Source organism: Streptomyces sp. So13.3 (assembly GCF_005860785.2).
Taxonomy (GTDB): domain Bacteria; phylum Actinomycetota; class Actinomycetes; order Streptomycetales; family Streptomycetaceae; genus Actinacidiphila; species Actinacidiphila fildesensis.
Genome location: NZ_CP048835.1, coordinates 2,788,436 through 2,815,251, shown reverse-complemented (window position 1 = coordinate 2,815,251; position 26,816 = coordinate 2,788,436). Strand labels below are relative to the sequence as shown.

Genomic DNA, 26,816 nt, shown 5'->3' with positions numbered 1-26,816 from the left:
GGTGAATCGGTGGCCGACGCGGACTTCGTGCCGTCACCCGGCCATGGGCCGGAGGCGAAGGACCCGGTCCCGCCCCCACCGTCGGTGCCGGGCTGCGCCCTGCCCGGGGACGTGCCGCACTTCGTCGGGCGCCGCCGGGAACTGGACGGGCTGCGGGCCGACATCGACCGGCCGGGCCTGGCCACGCTGGGCGGCAAGGTGGCGGACGGCAGCCGCGTCCTGCTCATCGCGGGACGGCCCGGCTCCGGGCGGACCGCGCTCGCCGTCCATCTCGCCCGGGACGTCGCCGCGCGCTACGCCGACGGGCAGCACTTCGTACGGCTCACCGGCAGCGGCGGCGAGCGCACCCCTCCGGAACAGGCCGCGCGGGCGCTGCTGCGGGCCCTCGGCGCCGGGTCGCCGCTGCCGGAGGCGGAGCCCGGTGAGGTGTACGCGGCACTGCGCGCGGCACTGGCCGGCCGCCGCACGGTCCTGGTGCTCGACGACGTCTCGCACGCGGACCAGCTGCTGCCGCTGCTCCCGGAAGGGCCCGGCAGTCTGGTGGTGGCGACGTCCGAGGGACCGCTGCCCGGTGTCCCCGACGTCCGGCCGTGCACCCTCGGCGGGCTGGACACCGCCGCCTCCGTCGATCTGCTGTCGCAGGCGATCGGCCCGACCCGGGTCACCTGTGACCCGCGGGCGGCCGAGACCCTCGTCCAGGAGTGCGCCGGGCACCCCACCGCGCTGCGTCTGGTCGCCGCCTGGCTCGCCGCCCAGCCGCGGCTGTCGGTGACCGACGCCACCAGCCGGCTGCGCGCGGTACCGGATGAACCGGCGCCTCCGGCGAAGACCGCGGCGAAGACCGGGCCCCAGGCCGGGCGCGGCGCCGTGCCGCCGGCGGAGCCTGAAGCGGCTGCCGCGACCGGCTCCGACGGTGCGCCCGGGACCGGGACCGAGGCGGGCTCCGAGCGGGTGGCCGGGTCCGGGCCGAAGGCGCGCGCGGAGGTGACCGCGAAACCGGAGGCCGGGCCAGCTCCCGCGGCGGCATCCGTCGCCCACGCCACCGCGCCGGAGGCGTCACCGCGCGCCACCGCGCCGCCCCAGCTGGTGCGCGCCTTCCGGCTGGTCTACGACTCGCTGCCGCCCACCGCCGCCCGGATGCTGCGGCTGCTGGCGCTCGCGCCGGCCGGACTGGTGGACTCGCACATCGCCTCGGCGCTGGCCGGCTGCTCGGTGACCGCGGCGCAGAGCACGCTGGACGACCTCGCCGCGCACGGGCTGCTGCACGGGGATCCGGTGGATCCGCCGCTGCCACCGCAGTACCGGGTGCCCGGCTGTCTCGAACCGCTGCTGCGCGCTCTGCTGGAGACCCGGGACCGGACGGGCGAGGTCCAGCTGGCCAGGGCCCGGATGCTGGAGCGGACGGTGCGGCTGCTGCAGTCGTGCCGCATCACGCTGGAGCCCGACGGTTCCCCGGGCCGGGCGTCGCTGGAGGGCCTGCCGCGCTCGATGCGCTTCGCGTCGCGGTCCGCCGCCGCCGTATGGCTGCGGGCCCGGCTCCCCGCGCTGCTCGCCGCGGCCCACGCGGCGGTCGCCGACGGGGAACTCGACACTCTGGCACGGCGGTTGGTCGCCAACTTGGTGCGGGCACTGGGCGTGGATCCGGCGGACCGGGAGACGGCGGGGGAGCGCTATCAGCTGCACGCTTTGGTGCTCGATGTGGCGACCCGCCGCGGGCTGCCCCGGGAGAAGGCGGCGGCGCTGATCAACCTCGCCGACCTCGATGTGGAGGCAGGCAGGACCCGGGAGGCGCTGGACCGCTACCGGCTGGCCCTCGGCGAGGCGCGGACCGGTGACGACGGGGAGGCCGAAGGCCGGGCGATGGAGGCCATCGGCGGTACGTACCTGGAGCTCGACGACCCGCAGCGGGCCGCGGACTGGTACGGCAGGGCGCTCGCGCTGCGGCTGGCCCGCGGCGAGACCGGCCACGCGGCCCGGCTGCACGGCCGCCTCGGCGCACTGCACACCTACGCCGGCCGCTACGGCCCCGCGCTGCGCGAGTGGCGGGCCGCCGCGGGCGCCCACCGGCGGCTCGGCGACCTGCCGGCCCAGGCCCGCGCGCTGAGCGAGGCGGCCCGGGTCCAGGAGTACGCGGGACATCCCGAGGACGCTCTGCGGACCTGTCGTGACGCCCTGTACTGGGCCCGGCAGGCCGGCGACGAACGGCTGGAAGGCGCCGTCCTGCTGCGGATGGCCGACACCCTCGACCGGCTCGGCGACCCGGGCGGCGCACGTCTGCAGCGCGCGGCCGCGAAGCGCCTGCTCAGCCCGGGTGAAGTCCCTGGCTGAGCGGGCCCGAAAAACGGTGGCCTGAAGGCGTCAGCGCCCCAGGCCTACGAATCTGTCATCGTTCTCGGCCAAACTAATCACTTTGTAAGGCTAGACAGAGAGTCTTCCTTCACTAGACTGGGCTCCGCCGCGCACATCGCGGTCAGGTCCGACGTGTGACGCTTTCTCGCGCCATGTACGGACAGCTGCAGCCATTCCTGTCTTCCAATGAGTGCAAGGACCGTGATCGACGTGAAGGTCGGCATCCCCCGCGAGGTCAAGAACAACGAGTTCCGCGTGGCCATCACCCCCGCCGGCGTGCATGAGCTCGTGCGCCACGGACATGAGGTCTACGTGGAGCAGGGCGCCGGTCTCGGCTCCTCCATCCCCGACGCCGAGTACACCGGCGCCGGCGCGAACATCCTCGGCACCGCCGACGAGGTGTGGGCCACCGCCGATCTGCTGCTGAAGGTCAAGGAGCCGATCGCCGAGGAGTACCACCGCCTCCGCAAGGACCAGACGCTCTTCACGTACCTGCACCTGGCCGCGTCCCGCGCCTGCACGGACGCACTGCTCGAGTCCGGCACCACCGCCATCGCGTACGAGACGGTGGAGACCGCGAACCGCGCCCTCCCGCTGCTCGCCCCGATGTCCGAGGTGGCCGGCCGGCTCGCCCCGCAGGTCGGCGCGTACCACCTGATGCGCTCGGTCGGCGGCCGCGGCGTGCTGCCCGGCGGCGTCCCCGGCGTCCAGGCCGGCAAGGCCGTCGTCATCGGCGCCGGTGTCTCCGGCTGGCACGCGACCACGATCGCGCTCGGCATGGGCTTCCACGTGACCCTGCTCGACAAGGACATCAACAAGCTGCGCGAGGCCGACAAGATCTTCGGCACCCGCGTCCAGACCATCACCTCCAACGCCTTCGAGCTGGAGAAGGCCGTCCTCGAGGCCGACCTGGTCATCGGCGCGGTGCTGATCCCGGGTGCGAAGGCGCCCAAGCTCGTCACCAACGAGCTGGTGTCCCGCATGAAGCCGGGATCGGTTCTTGTCGACATCGCGATCGACCAGGGCGGCTGCTTCGAGGACTCGCGTCCGACCACGCACGCCGACCCGACCTTCGAGGTCCACAACTCGGTCTTCTACTGCGTCGCCAACATGCCGGGCGCGGTGCCCAACACCTCGACCTACGCGCTGACCAACGCCACGCTGCCCTACATCGTGGAACTGGCCAACCGCGGCTGGCGTGAGGCGCTGCGCCGCGACGCCGCGCTGGCGCTGGGCCTCAACACCCATGAGGGACAGGTCGTTTACGGTCCGGTCGCCGAGGCGCACGACCTGCACAGCACGGACCTGCACACGCTGCTGGGCTGATCAGCGGGCGTGTGACGGGCGCGCGAAACGTCTACACGTCAACACGGCGACAACGGCCGGGCCTTGGAGACCCAAGGCCCGGCCGAGTGCGTCGAACGTACCAGTTTCACCGTTTCGTACCGCGCTGAAACATCGGCGACGACGCGGTTACGCCCTTGACAGCGGGGTGTTCGGTTACCGACACATCGTGCCGTGTCCGGCGGATTGTGTTGCTGTGAACCACTGACACGCCATAGAGTCGCCAACCGTCGGCATGCTGTCGCGCTGACCTATCGAGAAGTTTCCTGGTCACCAAGGAGGTAAGACGACTTGTGAATGAGTCGACATTTGCTCCCGGGGGTGGTCAACCAGGAATGACCGTTCAGGTCGAGAGCCCCAACAGGCTCGAGACCGTCGGTTCCGTCGCGGTCCGCACCTTCGAGGCACGCCGGGCCGACAAGAACACGGAGACGCACCCCACACACGCCATGGCGCCATACGAGGACGATCTGCAGGACGGTCAGTTCTACGACCCAGACGCGGAGTACGAGCCGGATCCCGAATACGCGGCCACACTCGCCCCGGACGCTGCCCGTCAGCGCCGCGAGCGGGTCGGTCCGACGGGACGCCCGCTTCCGTACTTCCCGATCCCCAATCCGCTCACCGACCACGGCCCGGCGAAAATCGTCGCGATGTGCAACCAGAAGGGCGGGGTCGGCAAGACGACCTCGACCATCAACCTGGGCGCCGCGCTCGCCGAGTACGGCCGCCGGGTACTTCTCGTCGACTTCGATCCGCAGGGCGCGCTCTCGGTCGGACTCGGCGTCAACCCGATGGAACTCGACATCACCGTCTACAACCTGCTGATGGAACGCGGGTTGGCGGCGGACGAGGTGCTGCTGAAGACCGCGGTGCCCGGTATGGACCTGCTGCCGAGCAATATCGACTTGTCGGCGGCCGAGGTCCAACTGGTCAGCGAGGTGGCGCGCGAGTCGACACTGCAGCGCGCCCTCAAGCCGCTGATGGCCGACTACGACTACATCGTCATCGACTGCCAGCCCTCGCTCGGCCTGCTGACCGTCAACGCGCTCACCGCGGCGCACTCGGTGATCGTGCCGCTGGAGTGCGAGTTCTTCGCGCTGCGCGGTGTCGCTCTGCTGACCGAGACCATCGAGAAGGTCCGGGAACGGCTCAACCCCGAACTCGAACTCGACGGCATCCTCGCCACGATGTACGACTCCCGCACGGTGCACAGCCGTGAGGTGCTCGCCCGCGTGGTCGAAGCCTTCGACGAGCACGTGTTCCACACGGTCATCGGCCGTACGGTGCGCTTCCCGGAGACCACCGTCGCCGGCGAGCCGATCACGACGTACGCGTCCAACTCCGTTGGTGCCGCCGCCTACCGTCAGCTCGCCAGGGAGGTGCTCGCCCGGTGTCACGCCGAGTGAGTCTCCCGGGTGCGGACGAACTGTTCCGCACCACAGGGGGCATGGGGCTGCAGGCCTCGCAGCCCCGTAAGCACGCCAACGGGGACGCCCAGAAGGCCCCTCAGGCCGACGGGCGGCTGCGGCCGGTACCCGACGCCCCGGCGGACGGGAACGAGCCGCAGACGGGCACAGCGCCCGACGGCGGCGGCCAGGACGGGACCCCGGCCGAGCACAGCGGCCGCGAGGGGATCCCGCAGGGCCGCCGTCCACAGGCCGCGGGCCAGCCGCCCACGGCCCCGGTGCCGGTGCAGCAGACGCGCCGCAAACAGCAGCGGCCGCGCCCCAGCGGCCGTGAACGGCACGACGAGAAGATCACCGTCTATGTCTCCGCCGAGGAGCTGATGGATCTCGAACACGCGCGGCTCGTGCTGCGCGGTGAACACGGCCTGGCGATCGACCGCGGCCGGATCGTCCGCGAGGCGGTCGCCGTGGTGCTGGCGGATCTGGAGTCCCGCGGGGACGCGAGCATCCTGGTGCGCCGCCTGCGGGGCCGCTGAGCCACCGGGCGGTGGTCGGCGTGGCCACGGCGACGTCGGACGGGGCGGCTCAGTAGGCTCCCTGCCGGGGGGCCGCCCCCGCCGACCCCGCACGATGGACAGCGATGCCGATCACCGACGACGACGCCCCCCAGCCGCCCCGCCGTGCCCTCGGCCGGGGGCCGGGCCGCCCGGCCGCGGTGCCCGTCACGGGGCCCGCGGCGGAGCCGGCGCCTGTCGTGGACCCGGCACCTGTCGCGGTCCCGGAGCCCGTCGAACCGGCGGTACCCGTGGCGCCTGCCGTCCAGGACCCGCCCGACGCCTCCGCCGATACCCCGGCCGACGCCGTCCCCGGACCGGCACCCGACGGCCGCTTCACCGTGCGGCTGGTGAACTTCGAGGGGCCGTTCGACCTGCTGTTGCAGCTGATCTCGAAGCACCGGATGGACGTGACAGAAGTCGCGCTGTCGACGGTCACCAACGAGTTCATGGCGCACATCCGTGCGATGGGGGTCGACTGGGACCTCGACCAGGCCACCGAGTTCCTCGTCGTCGCCGCGACCCTGCTCGATCTGAAGGCGGCCCGGCTGCTGCCGACCGCCGAGGTCGAGGACGAGGCGGACCTGGCGCTGCTGGAGGCGCGCGACCTGCTCTTCGCCCGTCTGCTGCAGTACCGCGCCTACAAGCGGATCGCGGCGATCTTCGCCGAGCGGCTGGAGGCGGAGGCGCTGCACCACCCCCGCACGGTCGGTCTCGAACCGCAGCACGCGGACCTGCTGCCGGAGGTCGTCTTCAGCGTCGGCCCCGAGCGGTTCGCGAAGCTGGCCGTCAAGGCGATGCAGCCCAAACCGGTGCCGCGGATCTACACCGACCACATCCACGCGCCGCTGGTCAGCGTCAGGGAACAGGGCGAGCTGGTGGTGGCCCGGCTGATCGAGCTGGGGGAGACCAGCTTCGCCGACCTCGCGGCGGACGCCCCGGACACCCTCACCGTCGTCGCGCGTTTCCTGGCCCTCCTGGAGCTGTACCGGGAGAAAGTGGTCGCGCTGGACCAGGAGGAGGCGCTCGGCGCGCTGCTCGTGCGCTGGACGGGCGGCGATCAGGAGACCGCGCGGCGGCTCGTCACCGATGAATTCGACCCGGAGGGCAAAGAAAAATGACGGAAGACGCAGCGGCGCCCGCCGGGCCGCTCTCCGCCGAGGTGGCCGCCCTCGACCTCCGGCCCGCGCTGGAGGCCGTCCTGATGGTCGTGGACGAGCCGGCCACCGTGGAGCAGCTGGCGACGGTGCTCCAGCGTCCGAAGCGCGCGGTCGCCGCCGCCCTGCGCTCGCTGTCCGAGGACTACACCGCCCAGGGCAGGGGCTTCGACCTGCGGCTGGTCGCCGGCGGCTGGCGGTTCTACACCCGGCCGGCCTTCGCACCGGCCGTGGAGAAGTTCGTTCTGGACGGCCAGCAGGCCCGTCTCACCCAGGCCGCGCTGGAGACGCTGGCGGTCGTCGCGTACCGCCAGCCGGTCAGCCGATCACGGGTTTCGGCGGTCCGCGGAGTCAACTGTGACGGTGTGATGCGCACCCTCCTGCAGCGCGGTCTGGTCGAGGAGGGTGGGACGGAACCCGAAACAGGTGCGATCCTGTACAGGACGACGAACTACTTTCTGGAACGGATGGGCCTCAGAGGCCTGGACGAGCTACCCGAGCTCGCCCCCTTCCTGCCGGAGGCGGACGCCGTCGAGGCGGACTCCTTGGAAGGGGTTCCGTCGTTCGACCCGGATGCACCGGACGATGCAGATACGACGACTCAATCGACGACGGAACTTTGATGCGAAGCAGCGACAGGAACAGCGGCGGCAACCGGAACCCCCGGGGCGGCAACCCCCGCGGCGCGGGCGGGGGCTCCGGTAGCGGCGGCTCCCGCGGCGGCGGCGGCAGCGGTGGCGGCTCCCGCGGTGGCAGCAGCGCCGGTGGCGCGGGCTCCCGCGGCGGCAGCGGCGCCGGCGGCCCGGGCTCCCGCGGCGGCGGCTACCCCCGTGGCGGTGGCAGCACGCCCCGCACCTCGGGCAGCGGCCAGCAGCGTGACGAGGAGCGGCGCGCACAGAACCCCCGTCCCGAGGAGCGTCGCTACGACGTCGGGAACACCGGACAGTCGGGCGCGAACCGGCCCGGCGGCGTGCCCCCCGAGAAGCCGCGCTACCGCGCGACCGGCAACCTCGGCCGCAAGCCGATCCCCGCGAAGTCGCGCGAGCTCGAGGCCAAGATCGAGGAGCGCAACCGCTCCCGGTACGAGAACCGCCCGGAGATCAAGACTCCGAAGACCTTCGGCAACGACCAGGAGGGCGAGCGGCTGCAGAAGATCCTCGCCCGTGCCGGGATGGGATCGCGCCGTGCGTGCGAGGACCTCATCCACCAGCACCGCGTCGAGGTCAACGGCAAGATCGTCGTCGAGCAGGGCATGCGCGTCGACCCGGAGAAGGACGAGATCAAGGTGGACGGCCTGACGGTCGCCACCCAGTCGTACCTGTTCTTCGCGCTGAACAAGCCGGCCGGCGTCGTCTCCACCATGGAGGACCCCGACGGCCGCCAGTGCCTGGGCGACTACGTCACCAACCGTGAGACCCGGCTCTTCCACGTCGGCCGGCTGGACACCGAGACGGAGGGCCTGATCCTCCTGACCAACCACGGGGAGCTGGCCCACCGCCTGACCCACCCGCGGTACGGCGTCAAGAAGACCTACCTGGCCGCGATCCAGGGCCCGCTGCCGCGTGACCTCGGCAAGCAGCTCAAGGACGGCATCGAGCTGGAGGACGGTCTGGCGCGCGCCGACCACTTCCGCGTCGTGGAGAACCTCGGCAAGAACTACCTGGTCGAGGTGACCCTGCACGAGGGCCGCAAGCACATCGTGCGCCGGATGCTCTCCGAGGCCGGCTTCCCGGTCGACCGGCTGGTGCGCACCAGCTTCGGACCGATCCCGCTCGGCGACCAGAAGTCCGGCTGGCTGCGCCGCCTCACCAACACCGAGGTCGGCATGCTGATGGGCGAGGTCGACCTCTAGGTCGTTCCACGCGAACGCGTTCCGGCCGGCCGGAACGGTCCTCAGGGCCGTTCCGACCGGCCGTTTCCGTTGGGCTCCGACCCCGAAACCACTGGCCCGTCGGCCCGCGGTCCGGGGAGGATGGTGACCATGACCATCCACGCCGACCCGCTCAGCGCCGCGGGACTGCCCGATCTGCGCCCGGTCCTCGCCGAGCTGACCGGCCGGGGACTGCCCCTGCTCCTCACCACCGTCTCCGGCGCGCACCTGTACGGATTCCCGTCCCGTGACTCGGACGTCGATCTGCGCGGAGTCCACCTCCTGCCGCTGGCCGATCTCATCGGCCTGCGGGAGGGCGAGGAGACCCAGACCCGGATGTGGGACCGGGAGGGCCTGGAGCTGGATCTGGTCACGCACGACCTGCTGAAGTTCTGCCGGCTGATGCTGCGCCGCAACGGCTATGTGCTGGAGCAGCTGCTCTCCCCACTGGTCGTGCACACCAGTGACGTGCACGGCGAGCTGGCCGCCCTGGCGCCCGGTGTGATCACCCGCGGCCACGCCCATCACTACCGCGGGTTCGCGGCGACGCAGTGGCGGCTGTACGAGAAGAACGGCGAGCTCAAGCCGCTGCTCTACACCTTCCGCGCGCTGCTCACCGGTATCCACCTGATGCGCGGCGGCGGTGTCGAGGCCCATCTGCCGACGCTGCTGGGCCAGGTCACCGCCCCCGCCTACCTCGGCGAGCTCATCGAGGCCAAGGCGGTGGCCGAACACGGGCCGGCGACGGGCATGGGCATCGCCCACGTCGCCCGGGACGTCGAGACGCTGCACGCCGCGCTGGACGAGGCGCAGGCCGCCTCCCGGCTGCCGGACGAGAGCACCGCGCACGACGCCCTGCACGACCTCGTGGTCCGGACGCGGGTGGCGGCATGAGCGGCGACGAGCGGCGCCCGGCGACCGGCGCGCTGATCGGGCTGGCGCTCGGTGACGCGCTCGGGTTCCCGACCGAGTTCAACGATGTGCCCTCGATCCTGAAGAAGATGGGCCCGTGGCGGGAGATGGGGCTGCTCTGGCCCGCGATCGTCACCGACGACACCCAGATGACGCTCGCGCTCGGGCGCGGTCTGCGCACCGCGATGGAGCGCGGGCCGCTGGCACCGCTGCGGCTGGCACGGCCGGTGCGCGAGGAGTACGTCGAGTGGTGGCGGTCCCCGGAGAACAACCGGGCGCCCGGCAGGACCTGCATGGTGGCCTGCGAGCGGCTCAGCCACGAGGGACGGGTCTGGCAGGACGCGAGCCAGACCGGCTCCAAGGGGTGCGGCGCCAATATGCGGGTGGCGCCGATCGGGCTGGTGCCGGGGCTCGACGAGGAGACCCGCGCGGGCGCCGCGCAGCTCCAGTCGGCGCTGACCCACGGGCATCCCACCGCGCTCGCGGCGAGCGACCTCACCGCGCACGCGGTGCTGCTGCTCGCGCAGGGCGCCCGGCCGGACGAACTGGTCGGCCTGCTGCGCGGCTACGCGACCGCCAACCGCTCCGTCTACCACCACCGTTGGCTGGACGACCTGTGGACGTACGCGCAGGACCCGCTGCCGACGAGCTTCATCGAACGCGGCTGGGACGACTGCCTGGCGGCGCTGGACCGGCTGGAGGCGGCGCTGCGCGACCCGGACCCGGAGGCGGACCCCTGTCTGGCCACCGGGGCCGGCTGGATCGCCGAGGAGGCGCTCGCCACCGGGCTGCTGTGCTTCCTGCTCTTCCCCGACGAGCCGGTCACCGCGCTGCGGCGGGCGGCCTGCACCTCGGGGGACTCGGACTCGATCGCCTGCCTCGCCGGCGCCTTCGCGGGCGCCCACCTCGGCGCGGCCGCCTGGCCCGCCGACTGGGCCGGGCGGATCGAGTACCGCGAGGAGCTACTGGAGTTCGGTGCCCTGTGGGACGGCGTCTGAGGCGGCAGCCGGGAACGGGTCCGGGGCGCCGGCCGAGGCGCGGCGCACCCGGACCAGGAAGTCCTCGACGCGGGCCCGGTCGGGTTCGGCCGGCAGCGGCGAGCGGCTCGCCGCCGCGTCCGACGCCTCGTGCAGCTCCGCCATCCAGACCCGCACCTCGTCCCAGGAGACCTCGCCGCGCTTGACGGCCAGCAGCCGGTCCCGGTGCTCGCCGACGTCGATCCGCAGCTCACCGCTGCGCAGCACGTCACGGCAGCTGATCAGCAGCCGCAGCAGATGCATGGCGTGCTTCCAGCGCGGTGCCCCGTGGTTGCGGATGTCGCGCTCGATCTTGTGCAGCTGCTGGGCCGCGTAGCCGCGGAAGGTGGCGTCGACCTGCCGGGACAGGAAGGCGTCGCGCAGCGCGAGCAGCTCGCGGCCGGTGTCGTCCAGCCGCTCCACGAGGGGTGAGTGCAGACATTCGAGGAGGTTGGGGTTGGCGCGCAGCGCCAGCTCGCAGAAGCGCTCCACCTCCCACGAGAACTGCTCCTCCGCCGGGCCGTCCACGTGCGTCGGGGGCTTGGTGAAACCCCAGAAGAGCGGGGTGGGGGCCACGTAGACGCCCCGGCGGTCGGTGTCGCTGTCCTCGGTGGCCAGCCCGAAGGCGCGCGAGCCCATGACACAGGAGTAGACGGTGTGACGGCGTACGAGTTCGTGTCCGGGCATACGGCGATTATGACCAGGGGGCGAGCCGCAGCGGGTGGCCCACCGGGTCCCGTTCGACCTCCAGCATCCCGGTCACCGCCGTGCGGTTGATCCGGCCGTACACGTGGGGGAAGAGGGTGCCCTCGGCGACGCCGGGCGGCGGGGCCGGGTCCGCGGCCTCCCAGCGCACCGGGTGGTCGAGCGCCTCCTCGTCGATGAGCAGCACCATCAGCGGCCCGGCCGTGTCCCGGTAGAAGGCGTCGGCGACGGCCAGGGTGACGGCCTCGTCGGGGGAGCAGTGCACGAAGCCGTCCTCGGCGAGGGAGGCGGGCGCGTACGGGCGGTCGGGCTCGTGGAGCCAGGTGTCCAGCGGGACGAGGTGAAGGATCATGTCCATCGTTGTACCGGACGCCGGTGACCTCCAAGTGGCGGATGTGTCCGCTCCGGGAGAGATTGACCATGTTCGTCGCCGGGAGATTCGCGGGAAGCGACCCCGGCCGGTCTTTCGGAAAGGCGTGCCATGGCGGGACGCACCCTTTGCCGTGCGGCGGCCGCCCGTCTCGCTGGGCGGTCGCCGCGACCGTGTGCCTGATCACTTGGTTACGCTTGCCGGGTTCGGATCCGAGGGCATGAGGGAGCAGTGACGTGGCGGTACGAGCGGTCCGCGGAGCCGTCCAGCTGGAGCGGGACGAGGCGGAACACATGCACGGACAGGTGTCCGAGCTGCTCACCGCCCTCCTGGAGCGCAACCGGCTCGCGGTGGACGACCTGATCAGCGTGATCTTCACCGCCACCCCTGATCTGCACAGCGACTTCCCGGCGGTGGCCGCGCGCCGGCTCGGCATCGTGGACGTACCGCTGGTCTGCGCCCAGGAACTGGACATCGAGGGCGCCATGCCGCGCGTGGTCCGCATCCTCGCGCACGTCGAGAGCGAGCTGCCCAGGAGCGAGATCGGGCATGTCTACCTCGGCGCCGCCGCCGCGCTCCGCAAGGACATCGCTCAGTGAGGACCGCCCTGGTCATCGGAACCGGCCTGATGGGCACCTCCGCCGCGCTCGCCCTCGTCTCGCGCGGCGTCGAGGTGTACCTGGAGGACCACGACCCGTCCGTCGCGCGCACCGCCGCCGCCCTCGGCGCGGGCAGCGCGCTGCCCCCCGAGGGTCAGGTCGACCTCGTCGTCGTCGCCGTACCGCCGGCCCACGTGGCGGCCACCCTCGCCGACGCGCAGCGCCGCGGCCTGGCCCGCGGCTACCTCGACGTGGCCAGCGTCAAGGCGGGTCCGCGCCGCGATCTGCAGGCGCTGGGCTGCGACCTGTCCCGCTACATCGGTACGCACCCGATGGCGGGCCGCGAGCGCTCCGGCCCGCTGGCCGGCACCGCCGACCTCTTCGAGGGCCGCCCGTGGGTGCTGACCCCCACCCGGGAGACCGGGACCGAGGTGCTCAACCTCGCCCTGGAACTGGTCGCCCTGTGCCGCGCCGTACCGGTGGTGATGGACGCCGACGAGCACGACCGGGCCGTCGCGCTCGTCTCGCACACCCCGCAGCTGGTCTCCAGCATGGTCGCGGCCCGGCTGCAGCACGCCGAGGACACCGCGGTGCGGCTGTGCGGGCAGGGCATCCGCGACGTCACCCGTATCGCCGGATCGGAACCCGGCATGTGGATGGACATCCTGGCCGCCAACCCCGGCCCGGTGGCCGATGTGCTCGCCGAGGTCGCCACCGACCTGACCGGCGCCGTCGAGGCGCTGCGCGGGCTGCAGTCCGCCGACGAGGACAAGCGCCGCACCGGCGCCGCCGGGATCGAGGACATCCTGCTGCGCGGCAACGCCGGCCGGGACCGGGTCCCCGGCAAGCACGGCACGGCCCCCAAGGCCTACGAGGTCGTCGCGGTGCTCATCGGCGACCAGCCGGGCGAGCTGGCGCGGATCTTCGCCGACGCGGGCGCGGCCGGTGTGAACATCGAGGACGTCCGCATCGAGCACTCGACGGGCCAGCAGGCCGGCCGGGTGCAGCTCATGGTGGAGCCGGCGGCGGCGCCGGGCCTGACGAGCGCGCTGCGCGACCGGGGCTGGTCCATCCGGTCCTGAGCGTCCCGCGGCGGACCTGGGGCGCGGGGTCCCGCGACGGCTCCCGATGGCCCCGCGGCCGCCCCGGCGGCCCGATGTGACGGGTTCCGGCGGCCGGGGACAACGGCTGTGGTACGTGTGCTGGCACCCGGCCGGTAACCTTATGGGATGGCCTCCGGCGTCAGCCGGGCCCACCTCACCCCGTAACCGTGCCCAAGGAAGGCCCTCGCGCTGTGGAATCTCCGGTGATCGTCGCCATCGACGGCCCCTCGGGCACGGGTAAGTCCAGCACGTCCAAGGCCGTCGCGGCCAAGCTCGGCCTCAGCTACCTCGACACCGGCGCCCAGTACCGGGCGATCACCTGGTGGATGCTGAGCAACGGCGTGGACGTGAGTGACACCGAGGCCGTGGCCAACGCCTCCGCCAAGCCCGTCATCGTCTCCGGCACCGAGCCCGTCGGCCCGACCATCACCGTGGACGGCGAGGACGCCTCCGGGCCGATCCGCACCCAGGAGGTCACCGCCGCGGTCAGCGCCGTCAGCGCGGTGCCCGAGGTGCGCACCCGGCTGGTCGGCCTGCAGCGCGCGGCCGCCGCCGCCGCGCCGGACGGCATCGTCGTGGAGGGCCGGGACATCGGCACCACGGTGCTGCCCGACGCCACTCTCAAGATCTTCCTGACCGCCTCCGCCGAGGCCCGCGCGTCCCGGCGCAGCGGTGAGCTCAAGGGCGCGCAGAGCGTGCAGGCCACCCAGGACGCCCTGGTCAAGCGGGACGCGGCCGATTCCGGCCGGAAGACCTCGCCGCTGGCCAAGGCGGACGACGCCATAGAGGTCGACACCACGGACCTCTCCCTCGACCAGGTCATCGAGTGCATCGTCACCCTGATCGAGGAGAAGCGAGCGGCTCGGTGACGTCCCAGACCCTGACGGCGCCCGGCCCGCGCGGAGCGGCGGTCGGCCGCCGCATCGGCATTGGCCTGATGAACGGCCTGTGGCGGCCCCGCGTCCTCGGCGCCTGGCGGGTGCCGGCCCACGGGCCGGTCATTCTGGCGGGCAACCACGCGCACAACGTGGACGGGCCGATGATCATCGGCACCTCCCCGCGACCCGTGCACTTCCTGGTCAAGAAGGAAGCGTTCGTCGGCCCGCTGGACCCGTTCCTGCGCGGTATCGGGCAGCTCGCCGTCGACCGCTACAGCGCCGACCGCACCGCCATCACGGCCGCGCTCGGCGTGCTGGCGCGCGGCGGAGTGCTCGGGATCTTCCCGGAGGGCACCCGCGGGGTCGGTGACTTCTCGGAACTCCGCTCCGGCCTGGCGTACTTCGCGGTGCGCTCCGGCGCGCCCGTCGTACCCGTCGCCGTCCTGGGCAGCGCCCGCCAGGGACGGGTGATATCGGGGCTGCCACCACTGCGCAGCCGTATCGACATCGTTTTCGGCGACCCGTTCGAGGCGGGCGACCCCAGCGGCCGACGTACCCGTTCGGCGATGGACAACGCCACGTTGCGCATCCAGGAGCGCCTCACCGCGCACCTGGCCCACGCCAAGCAAGCCACCGGCCGCTGAACCACATCAGGTACCGCAGCCACCACTGTTGATCGACGGAGAAGCTTTCATGGACAACCAGAACGAACACGGCGACGTCGGCGCGCTCGGCGACGACGAGTACGCGGAGTTCATGGAACTCGCGGCCGAGGAGGGCTTCGACCTCGAAGAGGTCGCAGGCGACCTGGCGGCGGCGGGCCACGGCCCGCTCCCGGTCCTCGCCGTCGTCGGCCGCCCGAACGTCGGCAAGTCGACGCTGGTCAACCGCATCATCGGCCGCCGTGAGGCGGTCGTCGAGGACAAGCCGGGCGTCACCCGCGACCGGGTCAACTACGAGGCGAACTGGAACGGCCGCCGCTTCACCATCGTCGACACCGGCGGCTGGGAGCAGGACGTCCTCGGCATCGACGCCTCCGTCGCCGCCCAGGCCGAATTCGCGATCCAGGCGGCCGACGCGGTCGTCTTCGTCGTGGACTCCACGGTCGGCGCCACCGACACCGACGAGGCCGTCGTCCGGCTGCTGCGCAAGTCCGGCAAGCCCGTCGTGCTCGCCGCCAACAAGGTGGACGGCCAGTCCGGCGAGGCGGACGCCGCCGCACTGTGGAACCTGGGCCTGGGCGAGCCGCACGCCGTCTCGTCGCTGCACGGCCGTGGCACCGGCGACCTGCTCGACGCGATCATGGAGGCGCTGCCCGAGGCGCCCGCGATGACCTTCGGTGCTGGGATCGGCGGCCCGCGCCGCATCGCCCTGATCGGCCGCCCGAACGTCGGCAAGTCGAGCCTGCTCAACCGCGTCGCCGGTGAGCACCGCGTGGTCGTCGACAAGGTCGCCGGCACCACCCGCGACCCGGTCGACGAGCTGATCGAGCTCGGCGGCATCACCTGGAAGTTCATCGACACCGCCGGTATCCGCCGCCGCGTGCACCTGCAGGAAGGCGCGGACTACTACGCGTCGCTGCGGACCGCTGCCGCGCTGACCAAGGCGGAGGTCGCGGTGGTCCTGATCGACACGACCGAGTCGATCAGCGTCCAGGACACCCGCATCATCACCATGGCCGTCGAGGCCGGGCGCGCCGTCGTCATCGCCTACAACAAGTGGGACCAGATCGACGAGGAGCGCCGCTATTACCTGGAGCGCGAGATCGAGCAGGATCTCGTCCAGGTCCAGTGGGCGCCGCGGGTGAACGTCTCGGCGCTCACCGGCCGTCACATGGAGAAGCTCGTCCCGGCGATCGAGGCCGCCATCGCGGGCTGGGAGACGCGTATCCCGACCGGCCGCCTCAATGCCTTCCTCGGCGAGCTGGTCGCCGGCCACCCGCACCCGATCCGCGGTGGCAAGCAGCCCCGCATCCTGTTCGGCACGCAGGCCGGCACCCGGCCGCCGCGGTTCGTGCTCTTCGCCTCGGGCTTCCTCGAGGCGGGCTACCGTCGTTTCGTCGAGCGCCGGCTGCGTGAGGAGTTCGGCTTCGTCGGCACGCCGATCCAGGTCTCGGTGCGGGTCCGCGAGAAGCGCGGCCGCAACAAGTAGTCGTGGCCGGTGGGGCGCGGGCCCGTGCGGCCCGCTCCCCACGACCGGCCGTGTGTGACCCGTCCGGAGCTCGTCTAGAGCCCGTACATCCGGTTGTCGGTGCGGCCCGGCGGCAGCGCCGCGGCCGGGCGGTTGCCGCGGTGCCGGCCCGGCGCGGCGTCGTACGGCTGCTCGTGCCACGCCGAGAACGCGTTGAACTGCATGGCCTCCTCGCCGGAGCGGTCACCCGGCAGGGCTCGGAACAGCCTGCGGTACTCCGAGTAGAGAGCGTCGTAGATCGGCGTGCCCGAGCCGACCCCGGAGGGATCCTGCGCGCTGCGCATCGACGGAATCTGGCTCTGGTAGGGGACTCGGGAGAAGGCGTCAAAGGTGTGCACGAATGTGCCAACGACTGCTTACCGTCCAAGATGCGGGCAGCACGGGGTAAATGCGGATCTTCGGTCGCACGAGAGGGGGCGCGTACGGGTTTCCGTACGCGCCCCTTCGTTCAGCGGTGCGCTGCGCCGTTCGGTGGTGCGAGGCGGGGCCCCGGGCCGCACGGGCCGCTCAGGTGCCCGAGAGCGGCATCGTCGCACCGACCAGCAGCCCGCGGGCGGCCGCGCGCTCCAGCGCGTCACGCATCAGGTCCTCGCGCGGCTGACGGCCGATCGAGTCGGCCGGGGCGGCGTAGACGTACACCTCGTTGGTGCGGTTCACCGCGCTGCGCCAGCCATCGCTCACCTGCAGCGGCTGGTGGGCCTGCCACCAGGAGACGGCGGGGCCGCCGGCACTCGGCTGCAGGACCGCGTGCAACTGGCCCATGGCCAGCAGCACCGACCAGCCGCTCAGGGCGGGCGGCGGTACCGCCAGGTCGAGCTGGGGCATGAAGCCCTGCTCGATCATGAGGGGGAGGAAGTCGTCCCCGTCGGCGGTGGAGCCCGGGCGGCTGATGGCGCCGGTCGGTTCGACCACCAGGGCCGGCCGGAGCGTTCCCTCGACCAGGACGAGCCCGCAGGTGATGCCCAGCACCGCCTGGCGCGGCGCGGCCGCGGCCCCGGCCTCCCGGGCGCCGTCCACCAGGGCGGACGCCGTGCCGCCGGCCGCGTCGTCCGCGGTGATGCTGCGCACCGCGCCCTGGAGCTGCTCCTCCGAGACCGGCACCACCTGCGAGGGGATGCAGGTCGCGTGGGCGAAGGCGAGCACCGCGGTCTCGTCGCTGACGAACAGGACGGTGCTGGTGCGCTCCTGGCCGGTGTCGCCGGGGGTGCGGCAGGAGGTGCAGTCGTACGTCCCCGGGGCGTTCTCCCCGGCGAGCAGACGCGTGGCCTCCTCCTCGCCGATCTCGGCGCGTACCTCGGCGCTGACGTCGAGCATGGGCGGCACGGAGGCCTCCTTGACTGTGCGGCTGCGGTTTGCTGCGCAGGGCGTTCCCCCGCGCACAGTGACAACGGACGACCTGTGGTGAGGGTCACGCTTTGCGGCACATCCGTTCCCGCCGCCGGGTGCGCAGGGTGACCGGCGACCCGGAGGATCTCACTCCCTGTCGAGATTCCGTCCGGAGGGAAGTTCCTGCCGCGGTGAAGTGGGTCACAGCCGGTGCGGCACCCATCACGATTTAGGGTGACAAGGACGCGTCAATTGGACGGCGAAAATACGTCCTTACTTCGGGTAACCGTCAAGTGGCCTGCAACGAACCGGATTTGGTTGATTCGGTGCACCTGGGGTGTCTAGGTTCTCGGCTCGTGTGCAAAGAGCACCGCCCGGGTTCGGACGGGCACCGGCGTCAGACGCGCCGGTGCGCGTTCTCGAGGCACGTAGGGGGAACCCCGGGTCCGTGGAGAGGGAATCCATGGTCTTGGCCAAGTACCGAGTCATCGCTGTGCTCACCGGCATGGCGGCACTGAGCCCGCTGGCCGTCCTGGCCGCCGGAGGACAGGCCGCGGCGGCCGACAGCGGAGTGTGGGACCGCATCGCCAAGTGCGAGAGCGGCGGCAACTGGCACATCAACAACGGCAACGGCTACTACGGCGGACTGCAGTTCGCCGCCGGCACCTGGCGGTCGAACGGCGGCACGCAGTACGCCCCGACCGCCGACAAGGCCTCCCGCGAGCAGCAGATCGCGATAGCGACCAAGGTGCAGCGGTCGAGCGGCTGGGGAGCGTGGCCGGTCTGCGCCCGCCGCGCCGGAGCGTACGGCGACGCGCCGTCCGCCGGCACTCCCAAGGCGACACCCCCGAAGACGAAGACGGTACGGCCGAAGGCGCAGCCGCCGCAGGCCGCCGAACACCCGAGCCGCAGCCAGGAGCGCGCGGCGATCGCGGTCACGTCCCGGGCGGCCGGAGCCCCGCTGGCGGTCCGCGCGCCGGCCTGGTGGCCCGCCTGGTGACGGCTTCCTCGGCGTGGCATTCGGCCTGACATCGGTTCAGGACGGCTGCTCCGACCGGGTGGGACGCCCGGCGCGCCGCGCGCGCCGGGCGCCGGGAGCGGACAGGGCGTGCTTAGCGTGACCCGCTATGAACGACCTGTCCTCATTTCATCGCATGAACGTACTGGTCGGGCGCCGGGCCATGGTCCTCGCGGCAACCGCCGCCACCGTCCTGGCCGCCCTGCTCCCGCTCTCGGCCGCACCCGCCCGCGCCGACACCCCACCCGCGCACGGGGACACGCCCACCACCACCGGGACCGCCGCCCACGCGGGCACCCCGGCGGGCACCCCGGTGGTCCCCCGCCCCACGGTGTGGGAGGGCCTCGCGATGTGCGAGAGCAGCGGCGACTGGCACATCAACTCCGGCAACGGCTACTACGGCGGCCTGCAGTTCTGGCAGCCGACCTGGGAGGAGTTCGGCGGTCTGAAGTACGCGCCGCGGGCCGATCTGGCCACCCCGGCGCAGCAGATCGCCGTCGCGCAGGAGGTACAGCGCGTCCAGGGCTGGGACGCCTGGCCCGTCTGCGCCAAGGAACAGAACCTCACGGGCCGCGTGCACACCGTCGTGGCGGGAGACACCCTGCAGTCGATCGCCACGAAGTTCGCGGTGCGCGGCGGCTGGCAGGAGCTGTACCGGGTCAACCAGAAGGTGATCGGCGCCGACCCGGACCGGCTCGACGTCGGCACGACGCTGCTCATTCCGGACGCTCCGCGGGCTCGCCTGTGAACACCACCTCCCCGCGCCGCAGTTCATGGACCACGGTGGTCGCCGGGCGCAGCGCGGCGGGCAGCCGCTGCTCCGCCACGACGACGGTGCGCCCACCGCCCGCCGTGAGGCCCGCCAGCGCCCCGTAGGCGTGCGCCGCGGCCCGGGGTGACAGTCCGAGGCCCGGCTCGTCCAGCAGGACGAGCCGGGCCCGCGTCAGCAGTGCCCGCGACACCGCCAGCATCCGCTGCTCGCCGCCGGAGAGCGTCCCCGCCCGGCGGCCGAGCAGCGGGCGCAGCGCGGGAAACACCGCGAACACCTCGGACGTGGCCAGCGCCTCGAGCGCGTCGAGTGCGGGCTCCTGGCCGTGGTCCTGCCCTTGGTCCGTGAACAGCGCCAGGTTCTCGGCCACGGTCAGCGAGCCGAAGACCGGCCGCCGGTCCGGTACGAACGCCAGCCCGAGCCGGGCCCGCCGGTGCGCGGGCAGCCGGGTCACGTCGGCGCCCCGCCACAGCACCCGGCCCGCGCTCAGCGGCACCGAGCCGGCGAGGGCGTGCAGCGCGGTGGTACGGCCCGCTCCGTTGCGCCCGAGCAGCACGGTGACGCTGCCGCGCGGCACCACCAGATCGACCCCGTGCAGCGCCTCCAGCGGGCCGTAGCGCACCCTCGCCCCGTACAGCGCGATCTCCACGCTCATCGGGAGCCCCTTGGCTCCGGCACCGTCTCCGACGGTGGTGGGGTGGTGAGCACGGTGCCGGGCGGGCCCGTCGCGGTGATCCGGCCGTCGGTCATGACGTACACGATGTCGGCGAGCGCCCCGACGAGTTCGAGGTCGTGCTCCACGAGCAGCAGCGCCATGCCGTCGGCGGCCAGTGCGCGCAGCACGTCGCGCAGCGCTCCGATCTCGGCGCTGTCGAGCCCGGCGGCGGGCTCGTCGAGCAGCAGCACCCGGGGCGCGCCCGCCAGCGCCCGTCCCAGCTCCACCCGGCGCAGCGTGCCGGTCGGCAGGCCCGCGGCGGGAACGTCGCGTACGGGGCCCAGCGCGAGCAGCCGCAGGATCCGTTCGACCGCCTCCGGGTCGCGTACCGCGCCCTGTTCCGCGCCGATCCTGATGTTCTCGCCGACCGTCAGCCCGGGGAAGACCGCCAGTTGCTGGAACGTGCGTGCCAGCCCGAGCCGGGCCCGGCGGTGCGGCGGCAGCCGGGTGATGTCCCGGCCGTCCAGCAGCACCCGGCCGCGTCGCGGCCGGGCCGTTCCGCACAGACAGTCGAACAGCGTGCTCTTGCCGGCCCCGTTGGGCCCGGTCAGCGCCGTCACCCTGCCCGGTGACACGGTGAGGTCCACGCCGTCGACAGCCGTGATGCCGTCGTAGCCGAGCGATATCCGTCGCGCGGTCAGCCGTGCTTCGCCGGCTGCCACGGCCCCACGCGCCTTCGGGCGGCGCACCAGGACCGGGCGGCGGTCGCGAGCCGGCAGGACAGCCGCCGCGAAGGCCGGGTACCGGAGCCGCAGGGCGGCGGGAAGGCCGCCGGGGGTGCGGCCGAGCAGCACGGCGAGGACGCCGACGACCGCGGCGGCGACGCCCTCCTTCGTCCCGGCGTCGAGACCGACGAGGAGGGCCGCCGCGGCCATCGCGCCGAGCGGGCTGTCCGCGCCGAGGACGACCACGGCGGCGAACCACAACAGCCCGCGCAGCGGGTCGAAGGACGCGACGTCGAAGCTCCGGACGCCCATCCCGAGCAGTCCGCCGCCCAGCGCCGCGAACCCCGCACCCGCCACGAACGTGAACAGCTTCAGAGCGGGCACGGGCACCCCGGCCGCCGCGGCGCCCGCCTCGTGGTCGCGGATCGCGGCCAGGGCGCGTCCCGTCCTGCCCCGGCGCAGCAGGTGCACAGAGACCAGCGAGGCGGCCAGCAGCACGAGTTCGAGGACGTAGTACGCCCGGTCGGCGGTGAACCCGGCGGGGCGCCGCAGATCCAGTCCCGAGGTGGCGTACGGCTGCGCGAAGACGAACCGGCTCACCGCGACCCCCACCGCGAACGTCGCGAGCGCGAGCGCCAGACCGCGCCGCCGGACGGCCGGCGCACCGGTGAGCAGCCCGAGGGGAGCGACGAGGAGCACCGCGAGGGCGAGCGCGGGCAGTTCGGGGAGCGCGGGCACCGCGGGAAAGCGGCCGGCCGCGAGCAGCGCGGTGAACAGGGCGCCGAGCCCGGCGTAGGCGGCCTGCCCGAGGGAGATCTGGCCGCCGAGGCCGGTGACGACGACCAGCGAGAGCAGGATCAGCCCCATCGCGGGTACCTGCACGGACGTGGTCAGATCGGTGCCCGCCAGGCCGAGCGGCAGCAGGAAGAGGAGGCCGCAGACCGCCCAGGCCCAGGGCGGAGCCCGGAACCGGGCGGTGACCGGCGGCGCGGGCGCGGCATCCGGCGACGCGTCACCGATCGCGGGCATCAGCAGCGCCGCTATCAGCAGGGCGACGACGAACAGGTTGGCGCCCACGGCCTGCAGCAGTGGCTCCTGCCAACTGCCGCCCGGATGCAGCCGGGTGAGCTGGCTCTGCCCCACGCCGACCGCCACCGCGACCCCGACCGCCACCGGCAGACTGCGCATCCCGGCGGCGACCGCGACCGCCATCGTCTCCATGACCAGCAGCGACAGCCCGTACGGATCGAGCCGCAGATACGGCGCGAGCAGCACCCCGCCCAGACCCGCGGCGAAGGCACCGAACGCCCAGCCGGCCGCCGCGACCCGGTCCGCGTCGATCCCGCCCAGCACGGCGAGCCGCCGGTCGTCGACGACCGCCCGCAGCCGCGTCCCGAACCGCGTCCAGCGGGTGACGGCGCCGACCGCGCCCGCCAGTGCGACCACCGCGGCGAGCTGCGCCCAGGGATCGTCCGGCACGATGACGGGCGCGTCGCCGCGCGCGTCGCCTCCCCACGCCAGATACGCGGCGCCGACCAGCAGGACGAACACCCCCAGCGTGGCGACGAGCGTCTCCGCCGGGCCCGCCTCGCGGGCCGCCAGCGGCCGGAACACGACGCGGTCCAGCGCGAGTCCGATGCCCGGCGCGACCACCAGCAGGCTGACGGCCGCCGCGGGTGCCGGCGGCCAGCCGTGGACCACCACCAGCTCCCGCAGGACGTACGCCGTCACCATCGCGATCGCGCCGTGCGCGAGGTTGAACACCCCCGTCGCGCGATAGGTGACCACCAGCCCGATGCCGGTGAGCGCGGCGGCGCTGCCGACCGAGAGCCCGGCGAGGGTCAGGTCGTACGTCAGCGACGCCACGTCAGCGGCCCGGCTCGCACACCGGGCACGGCGTCAGGGCCCGCGACCGGATGTCATCGGGCCCGGCCGGCGCCGCCTCCGGTTTGCCCTGCACCAGCGGGCAGTCGGGGCGGTGCAGCAGCGTGCCGCCCGGGACCGCGACGGGCGGGGCGGTGGAGACGGCGACGGGTCCGGTTCCCTCGGCGGCTTCCGCTTTCTCGTAGGGTTCCGCCACCAGGACATCGGCGGTGGGCGCCTGTTGGCCGGCGGATCCCGGGTCCGGCGGCCGGGCGATCAGGACGGCGCCCGCGACGATGAGAGCCCCTCCGGGGATCGACGAGGAGGCGAGATACGGAATCTGACGCTCCGCGTAGCGCTCGCCTGCGATCCCGTACCAGCCGAGTCCGCACAGTACGGCGCCCGCCGCGAGAAGCAGCCAGCCGGCCCGGTGGACGTATGCGCCCCACGGGACGAATGCGGGTGTGGCGTCATCTCGCTTCACACGGCGTATGGGCATGTTCACCGATTAGCGCCAATATGCCGGTGGGGGCAATACCCCGAACCGCACGGCCCGAGCCGGGGGATGGTGGGACACATGGTCCGTTCCGCACGCGCGACGCTGGTCGCGATGGCGTTGACCACGGCGATGCTGGTCGCGCTGACCGGTTGCGGGGGCGGAGGGGACGGCGGGGACACGCCGTCGAAATCACCGGCGACCGCGACCGGTTCCGCGACCGGCACGCCCTCCGGCACTCCTTCCGACACGCCCTCCGGCGGTTCCTCGGCCACCGCCACCTCGCCCCCGGCCGACAGCGGAGCGGCCGAGCAGCAGATCCGGCAGAACTGGGAGAAGTTCTTCGCCCCGGGCACGAGCGCCGGCGACAAGGCGAAGCTGCTGGAGAACGGCGACCACCTCGGGCCGCTGCTCGCCGCGTTCTCGGGCGACCCCCGGGTCGGCCAGGTCCGCGCGAAGGTCAACCAGGTCCGTCTCACCTCGGCCACGGCCGCCGAAGTGACGTACACGCTCTCGCTGCAGGGCGCCGACGTACTGCCGAACACCCTGGGCACGTCCGTGCTGCAGAACCAGGTGTGGAAGGTGTCGGTCAAGAGCCTCTGCGCCCTGATCGCCCTGGACGCCGGTGGCACCGCCGTGCCGGGCTGCTGACCGTCCGGTGTCCGTCTCGTTCCGCGGGGCGAAGGACCCGGGCCGGCGGCTGCCGGCCTCGTCCCGAACCGCCGTGGCGGTGCTGGCCTTCACCACGGTCCTGGTCGCGGCGGGCTGTGGCAGCCGGCTGCCGGAGCGCGACTTCGCCGACCCGCCGTCCGCGACGACGTCCGCGCCGGCGCCGGTCCGCGTCGGGATCGTCACCAGCGCCACGAGCCCGGTCGGCGGGGGAGCGTTCAGCGGACCGCGGGACGGCGCGCTCGCGTACATCGACGCGCTGAACGCCCAGGGCGGCGTCAACGGGCACCGGGTGGAGGCGGTCACCTGCGACGACGGCGGCAGTGGGGTGGGCAACAACGAATGCGTACGCCGACTTGTCGACCAGGACAAGGTGTTCGCCCTGGTGGCGACCAGTGCCCTCGACTACGCCGGAGCCTCGTACGTGAGCGGCAAGGGCGTCCCCGACATCGGCGGCATCCCCATCGGCACGGCGTACGACACCTATCCGCACCTGTACGGGATCTACGGGAGCGACGCCCCCCGCGGGGGCACCCCCGGCTGGGGCGGCACGCTGTACGCGGGCACCGAGGTCTACCGCTGGTTCAAGGACCGGCAGCAGGCCAGGACGGCCGCGGTCGTCCACTACAACCAGTCCGCCTCGGCGCGGTACGCGCAACAGCTCCTCCAGGGGCTGCGGGCGGAGGGATACAAGACGATCAGTGAACAAGTCGACTTCGCCCTGCCCAACTTCCGCGCCGTCGCCGCCGATCTGCGGGCCCGTGGTGTCGACATCCTCTTCGACGCCATGGACACCCACGGCAACGGCCAGCTGTGCCGGGCGATGCAGGCGGCCGGTGTGACGGTCTCCGCCAAGGTCACCAACGTCCAGAACTGGGCGACGACCGTGCCCGCCGACTACCAGGGCGCGGCCGGCTGCCGGAACGCGCTGTGGGCGACCTCGGGCAGCCGCAACTACGACGAGACCGGGCAACCGGCCGTCGACGCGTTCCGTAACGGCATGGCGGCCTGGCAGCGCGCGCACGGCAAGGACGCCGGGCAGTTCTCGCAGTGGCAGCTGGAGGGCTGGGCCGCCGCGATGTGGTTCACCGACGCCCTCACCGGCTGCACCGCCGGCGGGGCGGCCCCCGACCGCGGCTGCGTCGAGCGGTTCATGGGCCGCGCGCAGCCCTACGACGCCCGGGGGCTGCTGGCACCGGTCACCTTCGCCGCGCTGCCGGATCCGCCCGCCACCCGCCGCACCTGTCTGTCCGTCGCCCGCTGGTCGGACGCGGCCCAGGACGGCCACGGCGGATGGGTCACCCAGGGCGGGGACCCGGCCGGCAACTGCCTCACCGTGCCCCAGCTGCCGTACAGCCCCTGAGGCTGTGTCGGGCCACCGTCGCCCTGGACGCGGCAAGTGACGCCTGGACGCGCCAGGGACCCCTGGACACAGCAGGGGACAAAGGCCAGATCTTGCTATCGTCCGTCTGACGTCCGTCTGTCGTCCGCGGACGGCAACGGGCGGGGAATCCGCCGGGCAACCGGGAGACACGGAAACGCATGCGCATCTCATTCCTGATCCACAACGCGTACGGAATCGGTGGCACCATCCGTACGACGTGCAACCTCGCCGGCAAGCTGTCCGAGCGGCACGATGTGGAAATCGTCTCCGTCTTCCGGCACCTGGACGAGCCGCAGTTCGTCTACGACCCCCGCGTCCGGCTGCGGCACCTGGTCGATCTGCGCCAGGACAGCCAGGACTCCGACCTCGACGACCCGCGGCGCGCCGTCCCCGCCACGGTCTTCCCGGCGTCCGACCGCCGCCATGACCACTACAGCGCCCTCACCGACGAGCGCATCGCCCGCCACCTGGCGCAGCTCGACGCGGACGTCGTCGTCGGCACCCGCCCCGGGCTCAACGTCCACATCGCGCGGCAGGCCCCGCGCACCATGGTGCGCGTCGCCCAGGAGCACCTCACCCTCGACACCCACTCCACCAAGCTCGTGCTCCTGCTGCGCCGGCTGTACCCACGGCTGGACGCGGTGGTCACCACCACGGCGGCCGACGCCGCCGCCTACCGCCGCCGGATTCCGGGAGTCCGGGTCACCCCGGTGCCGAACAGCGTCCCGGCCTCCGACGACGACCCTTCGCCGTGCACCGAACCGGTCGTGGTCGCCGCCGGCCGGCTGGCACCCGCGAAGTGCTACGACGACCTGATCCGGGCCTTCGCCAAGGTCGCCGCCGAACGGCCGGACTGGACCCTGCGGTTGTACGGCGCGGGCGCCGAGCGGAAGAAGCTGGCCGCCCTCGTCGTCGAGCTGCACGCGCAGGACGCCGTCCGCCTGATGGGCCCCGCCTCGCCGTTGGAGCCGGAGCTGGCGAAGGCGTCGATCCTGGCCGTCTCCTCCAGCATGGAGTCGTTCGGCATGACGATCGTCGAGGGCATGCGCGCCGGCCTTCCCGTCGTCAGCACCGACTGTCCGCTCGGCCCGCGGGAGATCATCTCCGACGGCGTGGACGGCCTGCTCGTACCGCCGCGCGACATCGACGCGATGGCCGCCGCGCTGCTGCGGCTGATCAACGACGACGAGCTGCGCGTCACGATGGGCCGCGCGGCGTCGGTCAAGGGCGAGCAGTACGACCCGGACCGGATCGCCCGGCTGCACGAGACCCTCTTCCAGCGGCTGCTCGACGCCCGCGCCCGGCGCGGTGGCCGCGGGCGCGCCGCCGTGATGTCGGCCGGCGGACAGGTGCTGGGCGCTGCGTACGCCCTCGGCGACGTGGCAATGGCGGCGGGGCGCAAGGCCCGGCGGACGCTGGGCAAGTGACGCCTGGTAATTGATGCCTGCTCAGTGA

Annotated in this window: 26 protein-coding genes; 19 read left to right on the top strand and 7 right to left on the bottom strand. The window is 73.0% G+C overall.

The window, feature by feature from the left end; translation table 11 throughout:
• Nucleotides 1-84 precede the first annotated feature (84 nt).
• The 9 genes from C8250_RS12795 (at nucleotide 85) to C8250_RS12755 (ending at nucleotide 10,593) form a co-directional block, all read left to right on the top strand.
• Nucleotides 85-2,328, top strand: coding sequence for a tetratricopeptide repeat protein (locus tag C8250_RS12795; RefSeq protein WP_187145277.1), 2,244 nt, complete (start codon nucleotides 85-87; stop codon nucleotides 2,326-2,328).
• Between the two features lie 231 nt (nucleotides 2,329-2,559).
• Nucleotides 2,560-3,675 carry an alanine dehydrogenase gene (ald, locus tag C8250_RS12790; protein WP_138353380.1) on the top strand — a complete coding sequence of 372 codons (1,116 nt, stop codon included), beginning with the start codon at nucleotides 2,560-2,562 and terminating at the stop codon, nucleotides 3,673-3,675.
• 353 nt (nucleotides 3,676-4,028) lie between these two features.
• Nucleotides 4,029-5,102 (top strand): ParA family protein, encoded by a 1,074-nt coding sequence (locus C8250_RS12785; RefSeq protein ID WP_138353360.1) that lies wholly within the window; start codon nucleotides 4,029-4,031, stop codon nucleotides 5,100-5,102.
• Nucleotides 5,099-5,638 (top strand): hypothetical protein, encoded by a 540-nt coding sequence (locus tag C8250_RS12780; RefSeq protein WP_187144820.1) that lies wholly within the window; start codon nucleotides 5,099-5,101, stop codon nucleotides 5,636-5,638. The genes C8250_RS12785 and C8250_RS12780 overlap by 4 nt, the downstream gene beginning before the upstream one ends.
• A 104-nt stretch (nucleotides 5,639-5,742) precedes the next feature.
• Nucleotides 5,743-6,777: a ScpA family protein gene (locus tag C8250_RS12775; RefSeq protein ID WP_138353358.1), complete on the top strand. Its 1,035-nt coding sequence runs from the start codon at nucleotides 5,743-5,745 to the stop codon at nucleotides 6,775-6,777.
• Complete coding sequence (gene scpB / locus C8250_RS12770; protein WP_138353357.1) at nucleotides 6,774-7,436, top strand: SMC-Scp complex subunit ScpB; 663 nt, start codon at nucleotides 6,774-6,776, stop codon at nucleotides 7,434-7,436. Before C8250_RS12775 ends, scpB begins: the two co-directional genes overlap by 4 nt.
• Complete coding sequence (locus tag C8250_RS12765) at nucleotides 7,436-8,665, top strand: pseudouridine synthase (RefSeq protein WP_138353356.1); 1,230 nt, start codon at nucleotides 7,436-7,438, stop codon at nucleotides 8,663-8,665. The genes scpB and C8250_RS12765 overlap by 1 nt, the downstream gene beginning before the upstream one ends.
• A gap of 129 nt (nucleotides 8,666-8,794) precedes the next feature.
• Nucleotides 8,795-9,577, top strand: coding sequence for a nucleotidyltransferase domain-containing protein (locus C8250_RS12760; RefSeq protein WP_138353355.1), 783 nt, complete (start codon nucleotides 8,795-8,797; stop codon nucleotides 9,575-9,577).
• Nucleotides 9,574-10,593, top strand: a complete 1,020-nt coding sequence (locus C8250_RS12755) for an ADP-ribosylglycohydrolase family protein (RefSeq protein ID WP_138353354.1) — start codon at nucleotides 9,574-9,576, stop codon at nucleotides 10,591-10,593. The genes C8250_RS12760 and C8250_RS12755 overlap by 4 nt, the downstream gene beginning before the upstream one ends.
• Here the strand turns inward: C8250_RS12755 and C8250_RS12750 are convergent.
• Both C8250_RS12750 and C8250_RS12745 read right to left on the bottom strand, forming a co-directional pair.
• Nucleotides 10,558-11,298: a nucleotidyltransferase domain-containing protein gene (locus tag C8250_RS12750; RefSeq protein WP_138353353.1), complete on the bottom strand. Its 741-nt coding sequence runs from the start codon at nucleotides 11,296-11,298 to the stop codon at nucleotides 10,558-10,560. The two genes, C8250_RS12755 and C8250_RS12750, sit on opposite strands and share 36 nt — an antisense overlap.
• 7 nt (nucleotides 11,299-11,305) lie before the next feature.
• Entirely contained in the window at nucleotides 11,306-11,668 is a 363-nt protein-coding gene (locus tag C8250_RS12745; protein ID WP_138353352.1) for a DUF952 domain-containing protein, read from the bottom strand.
• A 254-nt stretch (nucleotides 11,669-11,922) separates the two neighbouring features.
• On the opposite strand from C8250_RS12745, the gene aroH reads away from it, so the two are divergent.
• From aroH to der, 5 genes are all read left to right on the top strand, one after another.
• The gene (gene aroH / locus C8250_RS12740; protein ID WP_138353351.1) at nucleotides 11,923-12,285 is read left to right on the top strand and encodes a chorismate mutase; all 363 of its coding nucleotides are present in this window, start codon (nucleotides 11,923-11,925) and stop codon (nucleotides 12,283-12,285) included.
• Nucleotides 12,282-13,367, top strand: coding sequence for a prephenate dehydrogenase (locus C8250_RS12735; RefSeq protein ID WP_138353350.1), 1,086 nt, complete (start codon nucleotides 12,282-12,284; stop codon nucleotides 13,365-13,367). Before aroH ends, C8250_RS12735 begins: the two co-directional genes overlap by 4 nt.
• 212 nt (nucleotides 13,368-13,579) lie before the next feature.
• Complete coding sequence (gene cmk, locus C8250_RS12730) at nucleotides 13,580-14,257, top strand: (d)CMP kinase (RefSeq protein ID WP_187144819.1); 678 nt, start codon at nucleotides 13,580-13,582, stop codon at nucleotides 14,255-14,257.
• A gap of 68 nt (nucleotides 14,258-14,325) precedes the next feature.
• A complete protein-coding gene (locus C8250_RS12725; RefSeq protein ID WP_138353379.1) occupies nucleotides 14,326-14,910 on the top strand; it encodes a lysophospholipid acyltransferase family protein in 585 nt (194 codons plus the stop codon).
• A gap of 49 nt (nucleotides 14,911-14,959) precedes the next feature.
• Nucleotides 14,960-16,417, top strand: coding sequence for a ribosome biogenesis GTPase Der (der, locus tag C8250_RS12720; protein WP_138353348.1), 1,458 nt, complete (start codon nucleotides 14,960-14,962; stop codon nucleotides 16,415-16,417).
• A 74-nt stretch (nucleotides 16,418-16,491) separates the two neighbouring features.
• Here the strand turns inward: der and C8250_RS12715 are convergent, their stop codons facing one another.
• Nucleotides 16,492-16,740: a hypothetical protein gene (locus tag C8250_RS12715; RefSeq protein WP_138353378.1), complete on the bottom strand. Its 249-nt coding sequence runs from the start codon at nucleotides 16,738-16,740 to the stop codon at nucleotides 16,492-16,494.
• Between the two features lie 223 nt (nucleotides 16,741-16,963).
• A complete protein-coding gene (locus C8250_RS12710) occupies nucleotides 16,964-17,779 on the bottom strand; it encodes a hypothetical protein (protein ID WP_138353347.1) in 816 nt (271 codons plus the stop codon).
• A gap of 466 nt (nucleotides 17,780-18,245) precedes the next feature.
• Between C8250_RS12710 and C8250_RS12705 the strand changes: the two genes are divergently transcribed.
• Nucleotides 18,246-18,782, top strand: a complete 537-nt coding sequence (locus tag C8250_RS12705; protein WP_138353346.1) for a transglycosylase family protein — start codon at nucleotides 18,246-18,248, stop codon at nucleotides 18,780-18,782.
• A 154-nt stretch (nucleotides 18,783-18,936) separates the two neighbouring features.
• Complete coding sequence (locus tag C8250_RS12700; protein ID WP_244809114.1) at nucleotides 18,937-19,548, top strand: transglycosylase family protein; 612 nt, start codon at nucleotides 18,937-18,939, stop codon at nucleotides 19,546-19,548.
• Here the strand turns inward: C8250_RS12700 and C8250_RS12695 are convergent.
• Genes C8250_RS12695 through C8250_RS12685 form a run of 3 tightly spaced genes read right to left on the bottom strand, consistent with a single transcriptional unit; the run spans nucleotide 19,517 to nucleotide 23,296 of the window.
• Complete coding sequence (locus tag C8250_RS12695) at nucleotides 19,517-20,224, bottom strand: ATP-binding cassette domain-containing protein (protein ID WP_138353344.1); 708 nt, start codon at nucleotides 20,222-20,224, stop codon at nucleotides 19,517-19,519. The genes C8250_RS12700 and C8250_RS12695 overlap by 32 nt on opposite strands.
• On the bottom strand, nucleotides 20,221-22,815 hold the full coding sequence (locus C8250_RS12690; RefSeq protein ID WP_138353343.1) for a branched-chain amino acid ABC transporter permease/ATP-binding protein: 2,595 nt from the start codon (nucleotides 22,813-22,815) through the stop codon (nucleotides 20,221-20,223). Before C8250_RS12690 ends, C8250_RS12695 begins: the two co-directional genes overlap by 4 nt.
• 1 nt (nucleotide 22,816) lies before the next feature.
• Complete coding sequence (locus C8250_RS12685; protein ID WP_138353342.1) at nucleotides 22,817-23,296, bottom strand: hypothetical protein; 480 nt, start codon at nucleotides 23,294-23,296, stop codon at nucleotides 22,817-22,819.
• Nucleotides 23,297-23,389: 93 nt separating this feature from the next.
• On the opposite strand from C8250_RS12685, the gene C8250_RS12680 reads away from it, so the two are divergent.
• The 3 genes from C8250_RS12680 to C8250_RS12670 all read left to right on the top strand — a co-directional run bounded on the left by C8250_RS12680 (nucleotide 23,390) and on the right by C8250_RS12670 (nucleotide 26,788).
• Nucleotides 23,390-23,959 (top strand): hypothetical protein, encoded by a 570-nt coding sequence (locus tag C8250_RS12680; RefSeq protein ID WP_232485613.1) that lies wholly within the window; start codon nucleotides 23,390-23,392, stop codon nucleotides 23,957-23,959.
• 49 nt (nucleotides 23,960-24,008) lie between these two features.
• Nucleotides 24,009-25,340 carry an ABC transporter substrate-binding protein gene (locus C8250_RS12675; RefSeq protein ID WP_138353377.1) on the top strand — a complete coding sequence of 444 codons (1,332 nt, stop codon included), beginning with the start codon at nucleotides 24,009-24,011 and terminating at the stop codon, nucleotides 25,338-25,340.
• A 179-nt stretch (nucleotides 25,341-25,519) separates the two neighbouring features.
• Nucleotides 25,520-26,788 (top strand): glycosyltransferase, encoded by a 1,269-nt coding sequence (locus tag C8250_RS12670; RefSeq protein ID WP_138353340.1) that lies wholly within the window; start codon nucleotides 25,520-25,522, stop codon nucleotides 26,786-26,788.
• The last annotated feature ends 28 nt before the right edge of the window (nucleotides 26,789-26,816 follow it).